The sequence below is a fragment of the Saccharibacillus sp. CPCC 101409 genome (genome assembly GCF_030518235.1).
Classification (GTDB): Bacteria; Bacillota; Bacilli; order Paenibacillales; family Paenibacillaceae; genus Saccharibacillus.
Window position 1 is genome coordinate 273,259 of record NZ_JAULSA010000003.1, and the last position, 16,508, is coordinate 289,766.

Sequence of the window (16,508 nt, forward strand, 5' to 3'; positions counted from 1 at the left end):
AGATGAACAATCAACACGGATTGAATACGCGGCCGCGCGCCGGCCGCGAAACGGCGGCAGACCGCCGGGACCGCGCCAGGCTGATCGCGGCCGAGACGGTGGAGATCGCCCGGCGCGGCAGCTATGAATACCGCGGGCGGACCGTGGAGTTTGCCGAAGCGCAGCGGCTGTCCGAGCAAAGCAGCGAACTGATTACGCCCGAGCGGGGCGCGGAGATTCTGCGGCGCTTCGGCGGCAGCGGCGCGGTGATCGCCGGCACGAATTCGTATGCATCGGAGATGCTGGAGACGGGGAAGATCAGCTGCGAGCAGAGCGGAGCGGACGACGAAGCGGAAGAAGCGGAAGAAGCGAAAGCGAGATTCGAAGAAACGGGAAAGGACGAATCGAGCGCCGAAGAAGCGGAAGAGGCCAAGGCGGAAATCGACGAAGCGGAAGTCGGCGGGCCGCAGGCGGGAAGTTTGGCCGTGGAAGCGGCGCGCCGCATCGATGCGCGAGGCGAAGCGGGGCGGGAGCAGCCGCGGGCGTCGGCCGCGGATCGAGCGCCGGAAGCGCGCGAAGCGGCGAAGGACCGGCCGGCTTCCGCGGTGGACAAGCCGCTGCGCGCGCGGACGGACTTCCGCGTGGCGAACGAGTCGGCCGTGAAGACGGTGCGCGATCTGTACGCCGCCGGCAGCCGGCAGATCGGCGTGCTGAACTTCGCCAGCGCCAAGAATCCGGGCGGCGGCTTCCTGAACGGGGCGATGGCGCAGGAAGAAAGCCTGGCCGCGTCGAGCGGGCTGTATGCCGCGCAGCTGCGGCATCCGGAATACTACCGGGCCAACAAGCGGTGCGGGTCGATGATCTACACGCACCATGCGATTTATACGCCGGACGCGGTCTTCTTCCGCGACGAGCGGTTCGAGCTGGCGGCCGAGCCCGCGGCCGCCTCGGTTCTGACGCTGCCCGCGGTGAACTACGGGCAGGTGCTGCTCAAAGGCGAGAACGCCGAGCTCGCCAAAGCCGCGATGCTGGAGCGCATGCGCCTTGCGCTCGCGATCTTCGCGGAGCGCGGCGTCCGCGCGCTCGTGCTCGGCGCGTACGGCTGCGGCATATTCGGCAACGATCCGGCCGAAGTCGCCTCATGGTGGCGCCGGCTGCTGGACGGCGAAGGCTTCGCTTCGTATTTCGACGAGATCGTCTTCGCCGTGCTGGACCGCTCGCGCAGCGAAGAAAATATCCGTCCGTTCGAACGGATCTGGGGCCGGGCGCTGTAACGCCGGCCGATGGGGACTCCCCGTTCGGGGATATGTACTGGCGCACTGCATCTACGCCGACGCCCGCATGGGCAAAGGCATCGCGGCGGAATTCGTGCGCCGCTTCGACCTCGGGCCGTATATCTTAACGCCGCAGAGTGCGAAAATCCACTTTATTTCGGTGGGAAAAGCGAATAATCGCCAATGAAATGCAGAAATCCACTTCATTTTCGAATTTCGAGCCGATCGGGCTCTTTTTTCGGAGATAAAGTGGATTTTTGCATCTGCTGCATAAAATCGGCGCTTACCGAGTTGGATAAAGTGGATTTTCGCAGTCCATTCGGCTCGTTTGGGTTGAGCCCGAAACATGATTTAAAATCCCGACTAAAATGTGCGTATTCGATCCGGTGCGAACCGCTTCTCAGTGCTCCGCGCTGCGCCGCTTGAACGACTCGGCGTAGGTATCGCGGCGGAAGCGCAGGATCGGATCGTCGGAGAGGGCGACGCCGTCGGGGATAACGGTCGGGTCCATCACAAGTCCGGCCGGTTCGTCCACCGGTTCCAGTACGACCAGGCGTCCGGCGTCGATGCGGCGGCGGTCGCTCGGCCAGCGCTTGGTCGGATCGTCGGTCGGGTCGCCTTCTTCGCCGAGCACGATGCTCAGGCGGAAAGAAGCGGGCTGCTCGCCCAGCCGCGTTCGCAGTTCGCTTTCCAGGTAGTCGTCCGGCTGCGCGGCGGCTTCGTGGATCGACAGCGTCTGCACGCCCGCGTCGGGAATCCATTCGAATTTGACCGGTCTGCGCCGTCCTTCGTCGTCGACCAGCAAATACGCGTGGATGCAGTAGTACAGATTGGCGGCGTAGCTGACCGGCGGTTTCAGCCGTTTGAGCGCCAGCAGGCTCTGCCGGCTTTCGCCGAAGTGTCGCGCGAAGTTCTTGAGCGCTTCGGATTTGCTCATCCGGCCGGCGCGCGTCCGGTTGAGCGTCGTCAGCATCTCCATGAACGACTGCGGCGTCCGCGCGAAGAAGACCGGCACCGTTACGCCGACCAGATTCGTGCGGCCGCCTTCGGGCAGCAGAAACTGCACCGCCATGCCTTTGGCGGGAGACAGCAGATCCGCAAGTCCCGGGTCGGTCGAGCTGCCCGAGAAGCGGACGATCGCTTTGATCTCGCGCTCCTGCAGATGCGGAGCGGTCGTAAACGCCGCCGCTTTGCCGCTCGGCAGGAAAGACGCGCGGCAGCAGATACCCCGCGCGTGCGCGCGCCGATAGCCGGCGTGTACGCCGGAGACGCTTTCGAGTTCGTCCACGGCATCGGCCGCGGGATCGAAATGTATAGGGTCCGATTCGCCGGCGCCTCCCGCTTGGGAGTCCGGGGAAAGGAGTCTGAGCGGGTTGGACATGAAACGTTTCACCTCGTGCGTAATCAGGATAGGATAAGACTCCGCCGGCGCCCGATTGCCCGGGCCCGCCGCAGCCTATCTTTCCTTACCCGCGGAAAGAACAATCCAACCGGGGCCGGAATTTTCCTTCTATAAAGGACCGCAAAACGACCGCAAACCACAGCGTCCGGTACCGATTTCCCGGCCTGCTCGAATCGAAAAAGCCGGACCCCGAGCCCGTTTTCCGCGTTTGCGGAAACGGACTGCGGGACCCGGCTTTGCTTCGGACTGCACGATGTTCGACACCGGTCCTCCGGTATCCGGTATCCGGTATTTCGTATCTCTTCTTTCACATTCGGCATACCGGTCGGGAGCCGACCGGCCGAAGCCGCGCGGCAATCGCTCGGCTCCACCCGCACTCGCCGGCCGGGCCGTCACAGGTTGCGACCGCAGCCGCCGACCCGCCGATCAGGCCGTGACCGGCTGCACCCGGAAGATCTCTCTTTTCTCCACCAGTTTCTCGGTGGCGGCGCGGTATTCCTTGTAGTGGTCGCTGTCGAGATGCGCCTGCACGGCGTCGCGGTTTTCCCAGCGCTCGTAGAAAATAAACAGGCCGTCGTCCTCCAGCGATTCGTTCAGCACGTACTCCAGGCAGCCGTGCTCGGTGCGGGTCGGGCCGACGACTTTGATCAGCTCGCCGCGCAGCTCGTGTTCCGAGCCCGGTTTGGCTTTGAGAATGGCGGTAACGGTAATCTCTTCCATGTGCGGATTCCTCCTTGTTCTGCGCTTCCCGCCGCGTATCGGAATGCGGCGTCGGGAGCGCGATCGTTCCTGCTCTCGTTTTCCATTACCCGGCGAACGCCGAAGCGAAGAACCCGCCGACCGCGCAAATTCCGTTCAAGCCGCGTTTAGGCGTCTTTTTTACGATTCCGAGCGGCTTTTGACCGATCTTTTACGGAAAAAGACGATCGCGCCCGCGAGCAGCAGCAGCCCCAACACGATGTAGACGACGTTCGAGAACGTGTCCATGTGACCGACCACGCTTTCCCACGATTCGCCGACGGCGCTGCCGATAAACGTCAGCACGGTGTTCCACAGCAGGGAGCCGAGCGTGGTCAGCAGCAGAAACGAAAACAAATTCATGCGCACGCTGCCGGCCGGAATGGAGATCAGGCTGCGTACCAGCGGCACGAGGCGGCACAGGAACACGGCCCATTTGCCGAAGCGGTCGAACCAGCCGTACGCTTTGCCGACGTCTTCTTTTTTCAGTCTGAGCCAGCGGCCGTACTTCTCGATAAAACGCTCCATGCGGTCCTGCTTCATCCATGCCCCGAGCGCGTACAGCGCGCCCGCGCCGGCGACCGAGCCGAGCGTCGACGCGATCACGACGCCGGCGATATGCAGGTCCGACTGCGTCGTCATAAAGCCTCCGAACGTCAAAATGACCTCGGACGGAATCGGCGGGAAAATATTCTCCAGCGCGATCAGCAGAAAAATCCCGATATATCCCCATTCGTTCATAAAGCTCGTAATCCAATTCTCCATTTCGTTCACCCCGGTTCCATTTTTTGTGGGTCTGTACGCTGCTCGGCCGACTGAAGATGCGTTTTGAATATGTAAAAAGAGATATATTTTCAGAAAAGAGCGACTATTTTCAACGATATGCGCGAAAAAACAGCCGGGATTGCAATAAGCCTCCTCCCGTGAATCCGCTGCCTTGATCGTAAACGATCGGCTGTGCCGGAAGCAAGTTTGGCGCAAAACGCGGCTTCGGCGGCCGCGGGCCGGCCGTCTTTTCCTTTTACCCGCAAAGACCTCGGCCGACCCCCGCGATTTCATGCAGTGCGCAAGATTGAGGCTGCCCCCGAACGTCCGTTTGGTGTACAATGATAGGAAGGAAATCGAAGGAATATTCGGCGCGCGCCGAACGCGGGGAGGAGTGAACGACCATGAAAATCGACCGGCTGCTGGCGACGACCATTCTGCTGCTGAACCGCAGGCGCATCAGCGCGGGCGAGCTGGCGGAGCGGTTCGAAGTCTCGACCAAGACCGTTTACCGGGATATCGAAACGCTGAACCGCGCGGGCATCCCGATCGTATCGCGCCAGGGCATATCGGGCGGGTTCGAGCTGATGGAGCGCTACACGATCGGGCGGCAGATGCTGAACGCGGGCGAGATCGAAGCGATCCGCTCGGCCGTGGAAGGGGCGGCGACCGCGCTGGACGATCGCACCTTTGCCGATCTGACGGAGAAAGTGCAGGCGCTGCTGGGCGGGGAATCCGGGCGGGAAAGCACGGGCCCCGGCGTCGTATTCGACTTCAACTCCTGGAGCCTGAACGGTCCTATTCGCGACCGGATCGAACGGCTGCGCCGGGCGGCCAGGGAGTGTCTGTGCGTCGAAGTGCGCTACCTGAACATGAACGGAGCCGAAAGCCGACGCACGCTGGAACCGGAAGTGCTGCTCATGAAAGGCGGCGTCTGGTATCTGTACGCTTACTGCCTGCTGCGGAGCGAATTTCGGCTGTTCCGGCTGTCGAGGATGCTGGAGTTCCGCGAAACGGGCCGGCCGTTCGTGCGCCGGGAAGCGCCGCCGCTCGATACCCGGGAGTGGAAAGACGACTGGGACGCCGCGCCGAGAATCGAGGTGTCGCTGCTGTTCCGTCCGTGCGTGCGGCTGCGGGTGGCGGACGAATTCGACGCGTCGCGCATCCGGGAGCTGGAGGACGGCAGCGTGCGCATCGCCGGCGGGTACGCGGCGGACGAGTGGTTCTACGGCATGCTGCTGAGCTACGGCGACAGCGTGCTGGTGGAGTCTCCGCCGGAAGCCGCGGCCGAGCTGGCCGAGCGCGCGTCGCGGATCGTGGCGAGATACGCCGATGCCGCACCGGATATAGAGAAAGCGCTCCGGTAACCTTTTCGCCGTCCGCCGGCACCTGATGATTAGGGCGTGTCTTGAAGCTCCGACGGGAGCAGATTGGGCTGAATTTTCGTTCTCAACAAGGAACTTTTCCGAAGGTGTGCCGGAGCACATCAAGGGAAAGTGACGCAGGCATTGAATGAATCGTACACGCTTTAGGTGCGATTCATTGAGAGGGCGAAAAGGCAGTTCAAGATGCACGTCAGCGAGTTTTGAGACATGCCCTAAGAACGCGGTCAGACCGAAGAAGACGGAGGCGGGAAACATGGGAGAACACAGCGGACGGACGAAGAAGGATGTGCGGCGGCCGGAGGCCGGGGAAAGCGGTTCGGCCGAAGCGGTCGGGCTCGCCAGACTCGGCCGGGCCGAAGCCTGGAACGAAATCGTGCGGCGCTACGGCGGCATGGCGGTGGCGGTCGCTTACGGGCGGCTGCGGGATATGCACCTGGCCGAAGACGCTGCGCAGGAGGCGTTTGCCGAAGCGTATGCGAATCTGCACCGCCTGGGCGACGACGAAGCGTTCCCCGGCTGGTTCAAGGTTATCGTGCAGCGACGGGCCTCGCGTCTGACGCGCCGCAAGCGGCTGCCTTCGCTGGGGCTGGAAGCGGCGGGCGAGGTCGCCGACGAAGCGCCGCGGCCGGAAGCGGTCGCCGAACGGCGCGAACTGCGCCGCGCGCTGTACGAGTCGGTCGAGCAGCTGCCGGCCGGCCAGCGCGACGCGGTCCGGCTGTTCTACTTCGAAGGCTGCTCGCTGCGGGAAATGTCGGGCTATCTGGGCGCGACGGAATCGGCTTTGAAAAAAAGGCTGTTCGACGCCAGGGCCCGGCTGCGCTCCGCGCTGCCCGTCGCCGACTTCGCGGCCGCGTTCCGCGATTTGTACGAAGGAGGAACGGGCATGCTGCATATTGTAAATGGAGACCACGCGGCCGAACGGCTGCGCGAAGCGGGCATCGAAGGCGAGGTGCTGGTCTGGAGGGAATTGTATCCGTTCGGGCCGGCGTACCCCGACATGGAAGAAGCGTCGGCCCGGCTCGGGCGGGCCGAATATATGGAGCGGGAGCTGGGCATCCCGAGAGCGCAGTGGCTGCGCGGATGCGCCGATCAGGAGCGCGCGCTTCGCGGCGCGGCCGAATACGGCGAGATCGTGCTGTGGTTCGAGCACGATCTGTTCGACCAGACGATGCTGGCGCTGCTGCTGGACCGGCTGGGCCGGATGCGGCTCGGCGAAGCGCGGCTGAGCCTGCTCTGCATCGGCGCTTATCCGGGCGTCGAAGACTTTCGCGGCCTCGGCCAGCTGACGGCCGGGCAGATCGGCACGCTGTCCGGCACCTGGCAGCCGGTCGGCCGGCGCGAGCTCGACCTCGGGGCCCGGCTGTGGGCCGCCTATTCGTCGCCGGACCCGCAGGAGCATCTGCGCTTCCTGTCGGAAGACAGCTCCGCGCTGCCGTTTGCGCGCGCCGCGTTCGAAGCGCATCTGGCGCGGATTCCGTCCGCGGCGGACGGCCTCGGCGCGATCGAGCGCGCCGTACTGGAAGCGGCGGCCGACGGCGCCGCCTCGCCGCGCGAGCTGTTCGCCGCGGCGGGAAGCCGCCTGAGCCTGCTGGGGCTCGGCGACCTGGAGTTCTGGCGGCATCTGGAGCGGATGACCGCGGGCCCGGCCCCGCTGCTGCGCATGGAAGGCGCGGCGGCATTCCCGAACTTCGTCCGCATGCCGCCGGACTTCGGACGCAGTGTTTTTGCGCCGACCGATCTGGGTCGGCGCGCCCTTGAAGGCGCGGTCGGGCCCGGCGAAGCGGGCGGCGCGCTGGACTGGGCCGGCGGCCTGCGGCTGCGCGGCGAAGGCGCTGTACTGCGCCGCGACGCGGAAACGGGCGAGATCCGCCCGGTTCGCGAAGCGTAGGAACGCCGCCGTCCCGGAAGCGGCGGCGAAGCCGCAGGCGTCTTTTGGGCCGGATGCTGCCTATGCGCATCGTTTTTTCAGCGGAGGCTCCGGAGAGCGGGAAATGCTGCCGAACGTACATCATTCAGATGATGGAGAAACGATTGGACGTAAATCTAATATAGGTAGGTTCAATTGGAATGAGAGATCGGGAAGAGGCTGGAGAAATAAAGCAAGCAGCAGGATGAATCTAAAATAGCTGCGTATAGCGCCTTATTCAGGCTTAATCTTACGTTTTCGAGAAAATAACGGCGCTCATACAATTATTTCGAGCTTTTTCGCTTCGATCCGGCCTTTGGCTCCCGAATAGTTGCACCTACGTCGCTATTTGAACAAACCGAGGCGTTTTGCCTCAAATAAGTGTACCTGTGCCGCTATTTTCCGTTTGGAATCCTATCCGGTTTTCTCGACACCCTGAATGCCGCGAACGCGCAGCATGTTTCGCCTTTTTCGGCCTTGAGGGAATCGAGTCTATAACGATGGGTAAAAACATTTTCCCAAAAAAGAGACGCAATCGTACACTTTTTTTACAGGCTCACTGTGCAACTCCTTTTGGAGCCCCGCAGAAAATGCTGATTTTTGGTCCGTATTTCGGGCTGGAAAAGAACCGGTACGGAATAAATGCTGACTTTTGGTCTGCATTTTACAAACAAACCGCCGTTTTTTGCGATTGTTGCGTCCCAATATGCACATTCAGTCAGCATTTTCGTTCGATCCTCGAATTTTTCGCTCAAATGCTGATCTGGCGTCAAGATTCGAGGTGCAGCCCCGGTGCAGCCCTTCGGTCTTGAGCGGCGTCCGGCGTTTTCCGGCCTCTCCAATGGATCGGCGAGACGTTTCGTTTTTACACCTGAATAGGGACTTGACCCGTAAGGGGATGTAGGAGGTGCAAATGATGTATATTTGCATCAACACCCTCGATACGGCTCGTTTTCGCTCAAAGTAATGCTTCTGCGCAATACTGCTTTTATTTGCTTCCTTTGCGAGCTGCCCTCGTTTCGGATCTTTTTGAAAAAGAACAGGAAGTTCACAAACAGCCGCTTCGCGCACCTGAAAGGGGAACGCAGCGCGGCCGCGCCGTGTCGGCTGTGCCGATCGGGATATTCAGAAAGGGAGGTCCGGCCATGAACGACAAAGACGCCGCGATGCTAAAATATTTGGCCGAAGGGCACAGCCTGACGCGGACGGCGGAAAAGCTGTACGTCACCCAGCCCGCGCTGACTTACCGCCTTCAGCAGATGGAGCGCGAATTCGGCGTGCCGCTGATCGTCAAGCACGCCCGCGGCATGCAGCTGACGCCGGAAGGCGAAGCGCTGGCCGCGCATGCTCGCCGGATGAGCGAAGAACTGGCGCGGGTCAAAGACGAGCTGCAAAGCATGCGCGGCCGGGTCCGCGGCACGCTGCGCCTGGGCGTCGCCAGCTACTTCGGCCTGTACATGCTGCCGCCGCTGCTGCGCCGATTCCGGGATTTGTTCCCGGACGTGCAGTTCGACGTCACCTGCGCGCTCAGCAGCGAAGTGCTGGAGCTGCTGAACGCGCGGGAGATCCATGTAGGCATCGTCCGCGGCGATTATCCGTGGCCGGAAAGCCGGCGTCTGCTGCACGACGAGCCGGTGTACCTGATCGCCGGCGGCCCCGTCGATCTTGACGGGCTGCCCCGGCTGCCGCAGATCGAATACGCCGATTCCCGCATCGGCGGTGCGCGGCAGACGCCGTCCATGTTCGTCCGCGACATCCAGGCGTGGTGGCGCGAACGCTACGACGAGCCTCCGCTCGTATCCATGCGCGCGGACGCCTACGAGACGTGCCGGGAAATGGTCCGGCACGGACTCGGCTACTCGTTCGTGCCCGGTGTGTTCGTACCGCCGGGCAGCGGCCTGTACACGCACGAGCTGGAGCGGCTCGACGGTACGCCGCTGCGCCGCCGAACGTGGATGCTGCACCGCGAGCAGGCCGGCGAACTGTCGATGGTCGCCGAGTTTATCCGCTTTATGGAGGAGCAGCACGCCGCTTCTACCGGATCGGCCCCCGAGTGACAGGGGGCTTTTTTTCGTTGTATTCGTTGTATTCGTTGTATTCGTTGTATTTGTTGTTTTTGCCGCGAGGGCATGATTTGCTCCACCGCCAGTCCGAACCCGCGCTCCCATCACGTTCCATGCTCCTATCACGTCCCGCGCTAACGGAACCGAGCGCCGCTATTGGTTCCGATTCGCCCGTTTTGAAAATCTAACGGAACCAGGGAATTCTAATGTATACAAAACACCCTACAGAAGCGGCAAATCGACGGCTTAGCGTTACTGAGTTCCGTTAGAGCGCCGACGGTCCGCAAAAAGCGTGTTTAACGGCGCTTCGTTCCGTTAGCCGTCTGAAAGGCGGCGGGGCGGCGAGCTAAAGGACCGTGAAAATACGGAAAAACGGCAGACTGAATAAAACCGAATAAAGAAGTGGAACAAAGAAAGCAGCAAATCGAATAAAGGAACAGCAGCGGCACGTTTGCTGCCCAAGCCGAGCTCGCAGTATTCGCTCTTCCTCCCAGACCAAGCAGACGCTGCGTCTTTTCACGCACGATCCGTCCGCTTTATCCGCAGGATCCCCTCTATAACATAAGTATCCCATCTATACATAAAATTTTTTTAAGTACGGAAATAAAAAATATTAATTTTACTTATCCTACTCTAACCGGTAATATAATTCACAAAAATGAATAATTATACGATTTATCGCAATGATTATTCAGCGGGACTGCCCGCCCTGCCAAACTTAACCGAGCAAAGGATGATCTACATATGACAGACACGCCGGAACCTTCCCAGCACGAACCGAATCCGCAAGCCAGCCTGCACGCCGACGCGGCCAAGCGGCGGATCGAACAGGCCGTTCATGACAACGATGCCAATCTGCGCGCCGTCGCGCGCGAGATCCACGCCGATCCGGAGCTCAGCTTCCGCGAGCACCGCGCGCAGCGGCGCCTGATCGCACCGCTGGAGGCGGCCGGCTTCGCCGTCGAGACCGGGCTGGCCGGTCTCGAAACGTCCTTCCGCGCCGTCTGGAGCGGCGGCGCGGGCGCCGCGGACGGGCCGACCGTCGCCCTGCTGGCGGAATACGACGCCCTGCCCGGCGTCGGCCACGCCTGCGGGCACAACCTGATCGGCACCTCCGCCGTCGGCGCGGCGCTGGCGCTCAAGGAAGCCTGCCCCGATCTGCCGGGGCGGCTGATCGTGCTCGGTACGCCGGCCGAAGAAGAAGGCGGCGGCAAGATCATCATGAGCGAAGCCGGTATATTCGACGGCGTGGACGCGGTGATGATGTGCCATCCGCAGGAGAAAACGATGGTGCTGCGCGGCGCGCTCGCCTGCGTCGACGCGACATTTACGTTCCGCGGCCGCCAGGCGCACGCTTCGTCGTCGCCGGAGCGGGGAATCAGCGCGCTGGACGCGATGATCAACGCGTTTGTGGCGATCAACTCGATCCGCCAGTTCGTCAAGGACGATGTGCGCATCCACGGCATCATCACCAAAGGCGGCGACGCCCCGAACGTGGTGCCGGAGCTGTGCGAAGCGGTATTCATCCTGCGCGCCGCCGACGTGGACGGCCTGCACACCGTGCGGGAGAAAGTCTACCGCGCCGTGCGCGCGGCGGCCGAAGGCGTAGGGGCGGAAGTCGGGATCGCCGAAGGCCTGATCTATGCCGAACGCAACAACAACCGCGAATTGGCCAGGCTGTTTCGGGCCAATCTGGAGAATATGGGCCTCGAAGTGAGCGATCCGCCGAAGAGCGGCGGCGTCGGTTCTTCGGATATCGGCAACGTCAGCCGGCTGACGGCGGCGATCCATCCGTATATCCGCCTTGGCGACGCCGGTACGCATACGCCTGCGTTCGCGGAGCTGGCCGGCGGGGAAGCCGGCATGGTCTACCTGAATCGCGCGGCCCGCGCGCTGGCGCTGACGGCTTACGACCTGTTCGCCGATTCTTCGGCGCTGGCGGCGGTGCGCGGCGAATTCGAAGCCTGGAAGCAGAGCGAGCAAGAGAAGGAGAATGCCTGAATGAAAACCGAAACCCCCGTAGACGTCAAACTGCGCCAGCGGTTCAAGATGCCCCATACGTTCGTGATCCTGTTTCTGCTGGTGCTGCTCGGCGCGGCGCTGACCTACCTGATTCCGTCCGGCGAATTCGACCGTGTGGAAGACGAAGCGACCGGACGCTCGCTGGTCGTGCCGGGCTCGTATCATCATGTGGAGAGCGATCCGGTCAGCGTGTTCGGCATTCCCAAAGCGATTGTGCACGGATTGGTCGATTCGGCCGACGTGGTCTTTTTTATCCTGATTATCGGCGGCGCGTTCCAGGTGATCTCGGCGACGGGCACGATCGAAGCCGTTACCGGCCGGGTCGCGCGCAAATTCGCCGATAAAGGGCTGTGGGTGATCCCGATCTTTATCGCCCTGTTCTCCGTCGGCGGCTTCACGATGGGCATGTCGACCGAAGTGATGGTGTTCGTGCCGATCGGGATCGCCGTCGCCCGCGCGCTCGGCTTCGACGCCCTGACCGGGACCGCGATGATTACGCTCGGCGCGGCCTGCGGCTTCACCGCCGGCATCCTGAATCCGTTCAACGTCGGGCTGGCCCAGGCGATCGCGGAAGTGCCCATTTTCTCCGGCGCTTGGCTGCGCGTCATTCTGCTGGTCTGCCTGATCGCCGCCACCGGCTTTTACATCGTCCGTTACGCCCGGCGCGTGCGCCGCGACGCTTCGCAAAGCATCGTCCGCGAGCTGGAAGCCGAAGCGACGGGCGAAACCCTCGACTTTTCCAGCCTGCCGGCCATGACGTACAAGCATTATCTGGTTATCGCGACGATCGCGCTGGGCTTCGCTTCGCTCGTCTGGGGCGTATCGAAAATGGACTGGTGGATGGAAGAGCTGGCGGCGCTGTTCCTGACGATGGGCATCGTGTCCGGCTTCTGCGCGGGCTTCGGCCCCAGCCGCGTCGCGGGCGAGTTCGTCAAAGGCGCCAGCGCCATCACCTACGGAGCGCTGATTATCGGTCTTGCGCGCGGCATTATGGTCGTGCTCGAACAGGGCAGCGTGATCGACACGATCGTGTACGGATTGTCGGGCGTGGTCGGCTCGCTGCCGGGTTCGGTTCAAGTGCTGGGCATGTACCTGTTCCAGAACGTGATGAACGTATTCATTACCTCGGGCTCCGGCATGGCGGTAACGACAATGCCGATCATGACACCGCTGTCCGACCTGCTCGGCATCACGCGCCAGACGACCGTGCTGGCTTACCAGCTCGGCGACGGCATCTCGAACATGATCCTGCCGACCTCGTCCGCCCTGATGGGCAGCCTGGCGGTGTCCGGCATCCCGTATCAGAAATGGGTGCGCTTCTTCTGGCCGCTCATGCTGACCTGGCTCGTCATCGGCGCGATCTTCGTGCTGGTGGCCAACGGCATTCACTATCATTAAGACTTTTTCAAAAGAAAATCGAGCCGCAACGTCCGCCGAACGATAAACGACAGCCCTCCGATTCCCCCGTTTCTTTCTCTCGCCGCCCGAACGTGTTAGGCTGAAGGGAGCAGAGAAAAATGGAGGGAAAAGGAGGGCTTTTTGTATGGCTGACAGAACGGATACACAGGAGACGACCGAGGTAAACGAAGCGGATAAAAGAAACGGGCAGGACGAGGCGACCGGCGAGAGTCCGTCCGGGACGGACATAAATTCCCGAGACCGCGAGCATTCCGCGCCGCCGGAAACGGACGTCGAGCTGCGCAGCGCGCTCAAGCAGGTGGAGAAGTGGGAGAAAAGCCAGAAAAAGCTGGCGATCTGGGACCGCATCACCCGCCTGCCGTTCAAGGTCCTCGACAAGCTGACGCCGAAGATCGTGCACGAGAAGATCGGCCAACTGCTGGACGAGCTCGGCAATTACGTGCAGCACGGCGGCAAATACCTGGTCGCGCGGCGCAAAGTGGACGAGCTGCTCAGGAAGCTGGACGGCGGCGACGGCGACGGCAAACGGGGAGCGTATCCGCTATCCGTGATGGACAAAGCGGCGGAGCGGCTGTCGAAGTCGAGCCGCAATACCGCGACCGCCCAGGGGGCGACCACCGGCGTGGGCGGCGTGTTTACGCTGGCCGCGGATATTCCGGCGGTGCTCGGATTGTCGCTCAAAGCGATCCAGGAAATAGGCCTGTGCTACGGCTACGATCCGAACGAGAAGATCGAGCGCGTCTTCGCGGTCAAAGTGCTTCAATTCTCCGCTTCCGACGTCGTCGGCAAGCAGGCGGTGCTGGACGAACTGAATCTCAAAGTCGGCGAGGACGGCCGTCTGCCGTCTTCGGCTTCCGCGCTGTCCAAGCTTCAGGGCTGGCGCGAGGTCATGACCGCTTACCGCGATACCTGGGGCTGGAAAAAGCTGCTGCAGGCCGTGCCGGTCGCGGGCATTTTCTTCGGCGCTTTTACGAACCGGCAGACGCTTGACGGGGTAACGGAAGCGGCGGGCATGCTGTACCGCAAGCGCCGGATTCTGGAGCGTCTGGAGAAGCTGGAGTCGGCCGGGAAGAACTGAGCCGCGCCGGTCCCCGTTTATTCTTTCTATTCTGCCGCCGGGGTCTCCCAGCGGCTTCTTTACGCGCGCGTCCGTGCGCTTTAGCGTTAACCGGCCGTCTACGGGTTAATTCTTGACATAGAGCACACATAGAGAGCGGGAAACCCGCGGGCGAGGAGGACACGCGCATGCAGTGGAAAGGCAGAAGAGCGAGCAGCAATGTGGAAGACCGGCGGGGCAAAAGCGGCGGAGGCGGGCTGATGGTCGGAGGCGGCCTCGGCGTCGGCGGGATCGTGATCGTCATTATCGTAATGCTGCTGGGCGGCAATCCGAGCAGCATCCTGAACGGCGTCACGTCGACCGACAGCGGTCAGTCGCAGGCTTACCAGGGAACGGCCGAGGAAGAAGAAATGGCCGACTTCGTATCGGTCGTGCTGGCCGATACCGAAGACGTCTGGAGCGATGTATTTAAGCAAAACGGCAAAACCTACCGCAATCCGACGCTCGTTCTGTTCTCGGGCAGCGTGCAGTCCGCCTGCGGAACCGCAAGTTCCGCCGTCGGTCCGTTCTACTGTCCGGGCGACGAGAAGCTGTATATCGACCTCAGCTTCTACGACGAGCTGAAGCAGCGCTTCAAAGCGCCGGGCGACTTTGCGATGGCTTACGTAGTCGCGCACGAAGTCGGCCACCACGTGCAGAAGCTGCTCGGCACGAGCCAGAAAGTCGACCAGCTGCGCCAGAAGCTGAGCGAAACGGAATACAACAAATACTCGGTTAAACTGGAGCTCCAGGCCGACTATTACGCCGGGGTCTGGGCGCACTACGAGCAGGGCAAGAACCTGCTGGAGCAGGGCGATCTGGACGAAGCGCTGACAGCCGCGAGCGCGGTCGGGGACGACAGCATCCAGATGCAGGCGAGAGGGTACGTCGTGCCGGACAGCTTTACGCACGGCACGTCGGAGCAGCGCAAGAGCTGGTTCTACAAAGGCTTCGAGAGCGGCACCATCCAGGGCGGGGATACGTTCCAGGGCGGGCTGTAACGGGCCGCCGCTTCGGCACTCGCGCTTTCCGGCATTCTGTGGTAGGATGGGCATCGCCGAACGCTGCGCATAACGCTTTTTTGCAAACGTTCCGCGCGCATCATTCATACGATAAGAGGAAGTGACGAGCATGATCCAAATTACCGCGCCGAAGCCGGACGTCGTGATCGAGAAACAGGCGAACCCGCAGCTCAGCCATATTTACGGATTTACCGATTTTCATCTGATTACCCGCGAAGCGGGCGGCATCTTTATGTTCTACGGGGAGAACGACGAGCTGCTGTTTGTCGGCAAAGCGCGCAAGCTGAGACCCCGCATCAAAAAGCATTTCGAGGACAGCGTGTCCCCGATGAAGAACCACCGCGAAGAAGTGCGCCGGATCGAGGTCTGCCTGGTCGAAGACCAGATGGAGCGCGAGATTTACGAAACGTACCTCATCAACACCGGCCGCGCCAAGTATAATGCGGAGAAAGTATTTTACAAGTAACGGAGGTTTGAAAACGCGGCGCGCGGAACTTTCCGTCCCGCCGCTGTCCGTTCCTGCAAAAAAGAAGCCTGCTTCCGGACGCGCATCATGCGGCGTTTACGGAAGCAGGCTTCTTTTTGACGGATCGCGCAAACGGAAGTTCGCAAGCGTACGGCCTTACGGCTTGGTCCACTTGTGGTCGCCCGACAGGTATTTCTCGGTCAGGATCGACAGCAGCTGAATGCCGACTTCGTTATGCCCGCCTTCGGGAATGATGAGGTCCGCGTATTTCTTCGACGGTTCGATAAATGCTTCGTGCATCGGTTTGACCGTCGTGAGGTACTGGTTGTGCACGGAACGGATGCTGCGGCCGCGCTCTTCGATGTCCCGCAGCACGCGGCGCAGGATGCGCACGTCCGGATCGGTGTCCACGAAGACCTTGATATCGAGCAGGCCGCGCAGATTCTCGTCGGAGAGGACGTGCAGTCCCTCGATAATGACGATGTTGTTCGGCTTGAGCTCCACCGTCTGATCCGCCGAACGGGCGTGAACGGTGAAGTCGTAGACCGGAGCATGCGCGGTGCGTCCTTCGTTCAGGTCGCGCAGATGCTGCACCATGAGTTCGTTGTCGAACGCGAAAGGATGATCGTAGTTGATCGCCCCGCGCTCTTCGAAACTGAGCTCCGGATGGTCTTTATAGTAGTTGTCCTGTGATATGAAAGTGACTTTGCCCGCGCCGAGACGCTCGATGACGGAACGCGCTACGGTCGTTTTGCCGGAGCCGGTGCCCCCGGCGATACCGATTGTAAGCATGGCGATCGATAAACCTCCCTAGGATGATGGCCGATTGCAACGGATTGCAATTTCAGTATTGTAGCACAGCGCGGCCTTTTTTTCACCCGCTTTCGCAGGATTTCCTGTCGATTCCGCGGCAATTTGCGTAATAATTTGATTGCATGGCGGCCGCCGCCCCTTTAAAATGAGGAAAAATG

The 16,508-nt window shown here is 61.7% G+C and carries 13 protein-coding genes; 9 read left to right on the forward strand and 4 right to left on the reverse strand.

Annotation, left to right across the window (positions count from 1 at the left end):
* Window positions 1-2: 2 nt before the first annotated feature.
* Entirely contained in the window at window positions 3-1,253 is a 1,251-nt protein-coding gene (locus QWJ34_RS09125; protein ID WP_302727136.1) for a TIGR02452 family protein, read from the forward strand.
* Between the two features lie 400 nt (window positions 1,254-1,653).
* Here QWJ34_RS09125 and QWJ34_RS09130 read toward each other — a convergent pair whose 3' ends face one another.
* The 3 genes from QWJ34_RS09130 to QWJ34_RS09140 form a co-directional block, all read right to left on the reverse strand.
* Window positions 1,654-2,634 carry a catalase family peroxidase gene (locus QWJ34_RS09130; RefSeq protein ID WP_302727138.1) on the reverse strand — a complete coding sequence of 327 codons (981 nt, stop codon included), beginning with the start codon at window positions 2,632-2,634 and terminating at the stop codon, window positions 1,654-1,656.
* A 447-nt stretch (window positions 2,635-3,081) separates the two neighbouring features.
* Window positions 3,082-3,375 (reverse strand): putative quinol monooxygenase, encoded by a 294-nt coding sequence (locus QWJ34_RS09135; RefSeq protein WP_302727140.1) that lies wholly within the window; start codon window positions 3,373-3,375, stop codon window positions 3,082-3,084.
* A gap of 159 nt (window positions 3,376-3,534) precedes the next feature.
* A complete protein-coding gene (locus QWJ34_RS09140) occupies window positions 3,535-4,158 on the reverse strand; it encodes a DedA family protein (RefSeq protein ID WP_302727142.1) in 624 nt (207 codons plus the stop codon).
* A 404-nt stretch (window positions 4,159-4,562) separates the two neighbouring features.
* Between QWJ34_RS09140 and QWJ34_RS09145 the strand changes: the two genes are divergently transcribed.
* From QWJ34_RS09145 to QWJ34_RS09180, 8 genes are all read left to right on the forward strand, one after another.
* A complete protein-coding gene (locus QWJ34_RS09145) occupies window positions 4,563-5,525 on the forward strand; it encodes a helix-turn-helix transcriptional regulator (RefSeq protein WP_302727144.1) in 963 nt (320 codons plus the stop codon).
* A 271-nt stretch (window positions 5,526-5,796) separates the two neighbouring features.
* On the forward strand, window positions 5,797-7,431 hold the full coding sequence (locus tag QWJ34_RS09150; RefSeq protein WP_302727146.1) for a sigma-70 family RNA polymerase sigma factor: 1,635 nt from the start codon (window positions 5,797-5,799) through the stop codon (window positions 7,429-7,431).
* 1,163 nt (window positions 7,432-8,594) lie between these two features.
* Window positions 8,595-9,506 (forward strand): LysR family transcriptional regulator, encoded by a 912-nt coding sequence (locus tag QWJ34_RS09155; protein WP_302727148.1) that lies wholly within the window; start codon window positions 8,595-8,597, stop codon window positions 9,504-9,506.
* Window positions 9,507-10,256: 750 nt separating this feature from the next.
* A complete protein-coding gene (locus QWJ34_RS09160) occupies window positions 10,257-11,513 on the forward strand; it encodes a M20 family metallopeptidase (protein ID WP_302727149.1) in 1,257 nt (418 codons plus the stop codon).
* Complete coding sequence (locus tag QWJ34_RS09165; RefSeq protein ID WP_302727151.1) at window positions 11,514-12,932, forward strand: YfcC family protein; 1,419 nt, start codon at window positions 11,514-11,516, stop codon at window positions 12,930-12,932.
* 247 nt (window positions 12,933-13,179) lie between these two features.
* On the forward strand, window positions 13,180-14,031 hold the full coding sequence (locus QWJ34_RS09170) for an EcsC family protein (RefSeq protein ID WP_483314257.1): 852 nt from the start codon (window positions 13,180-13,182) through the stop codon (window positions 14,029-14,031).
* Between the two features lie 167 nt (window positions 14,032-14,198).
* Window positions 14,199-15,050 carry a KPN_02809 family neutral zinc metallopeptidase gene (ypfJ, locus tag QWJ34_RS09175; RefSeq protein ID WP_302727155.1) on the forward strand — a complete coding sequence of 284 codons (852 nt, stop codon included), beginning with the start codon at window positions 14,199-14,201 and terminating at the stop codon, window positions 15,048-15,050.
* 130 nt (window positions 15,051-15,180) lie between these two features.
* Window positions 15,181-15,537, forward strand: coding sequence for a nucleotide excision repair endonuclease (locus QWJ34_RS09180; protein ID WP_302727157.1), 357 nt, complete (start codon window positions 15,181-15,183; stop codon window positions 15,535-15,537).
* Window positions 15,538-15,693: 156 nt separating this feature from the next.
* On the opposite strand, the gene udk is transcribed toward QWJ34_RS09180, so the two are convergent.
* Window positions 15,694-16,329: a uridine kinase gene (udk, locus tag QWJ34_RS09185; protein ID WP_302727158.1), complete on the reverse strand. Its 636-nt coding sequence runs from the start codon at window positions 16,327-16,329 to the stop codon at window positions 15,694-15,696.
* Between the last annotated feature and the right edge of the window lie 179 nt (window positions 16,330-16,508).

Coding starts and splice junctions, on each gene's coding strand:
- udk (WP_302727158.1), bottom strand. CDS start 16,329: ATGCTTACAATCGGTATCGCCGGGGGCACCGGCTCCGGCAAAACGACC.
- QWJ34_RS09165 (WP_302727151.1), top strand. CDS start 11,514: ATGAAAACCGAAACCCCCGTAGACGTCAAACTGCGCCAGCGGTTCAAG.
- QWJ34_RS09135 (WP_302727140.1), bottom strand. CDS start 3,375: ATGGAAGAGATTACCGTTACCGCCATTCTCAAAGCCAAACCGGGCTCG.
- QWJ34_RS09155 (WP_302727148.1), top strand. CDS start 8,595: ATGAACGACAAAGACGCCGCGATGCTAAAATATTTGGCCGAAGGGCAC.
- ypfJ (WP_302727155.1), top strand. CDS start 14,199: ATGCAGTGGAAAGGCAGAAGAGCGAGCAGCAATGTGGAAGACCGGCGG.
- QWJ34_RS09125 (WP_302727136.1), top strand. CDS start 3: ATGAACAATCAACACGGATTGAATACGCGGCCGCGCGCCGGCCGCGAA.
- QWJ34_RS09145 (WP_302727144.1), top strand. CDS start 4,563: ATGAAAATCGACCGGCTGCTGGCGACGACCATTCTGCTGCTGAACCGC.
- QWJ34_RS09160 (WP_302727149.1), top strand. CDS start 10,257: ATGACAGACACGCCGGAACCTTCCCAGCACGAACCGAATCCGCAAGCC.
- QWJ34_RS09130 (WP_302727138.1), bottom strand. CDS start 2,634: ATGTCCAACCCGCTCAGACTCCTTTCCCCGGACTCCCAAGCGGGAGGC.
- QWJ34_RS09140 (WP_302727142.1), bottom strand. CDS start 4,158: ATGGAGAATTGGATTACGAGCTTTATGAACGAATGGGGATATATCGGG.
- QWJ34_RS09180 (WP_302727157.1), top strand. CDS start 15,181: ATGATCCAAATTACCGCGCCGAAGCCGGACGTCGTGATCGAGAAACAG.
- QWJ34_RS09150 (WP_302727146.1), top strand. CDS start 5,797: ATGGGAGAACACAGCGGACGGACGAAGAAGGATGTGCGGCGGCCGGAG.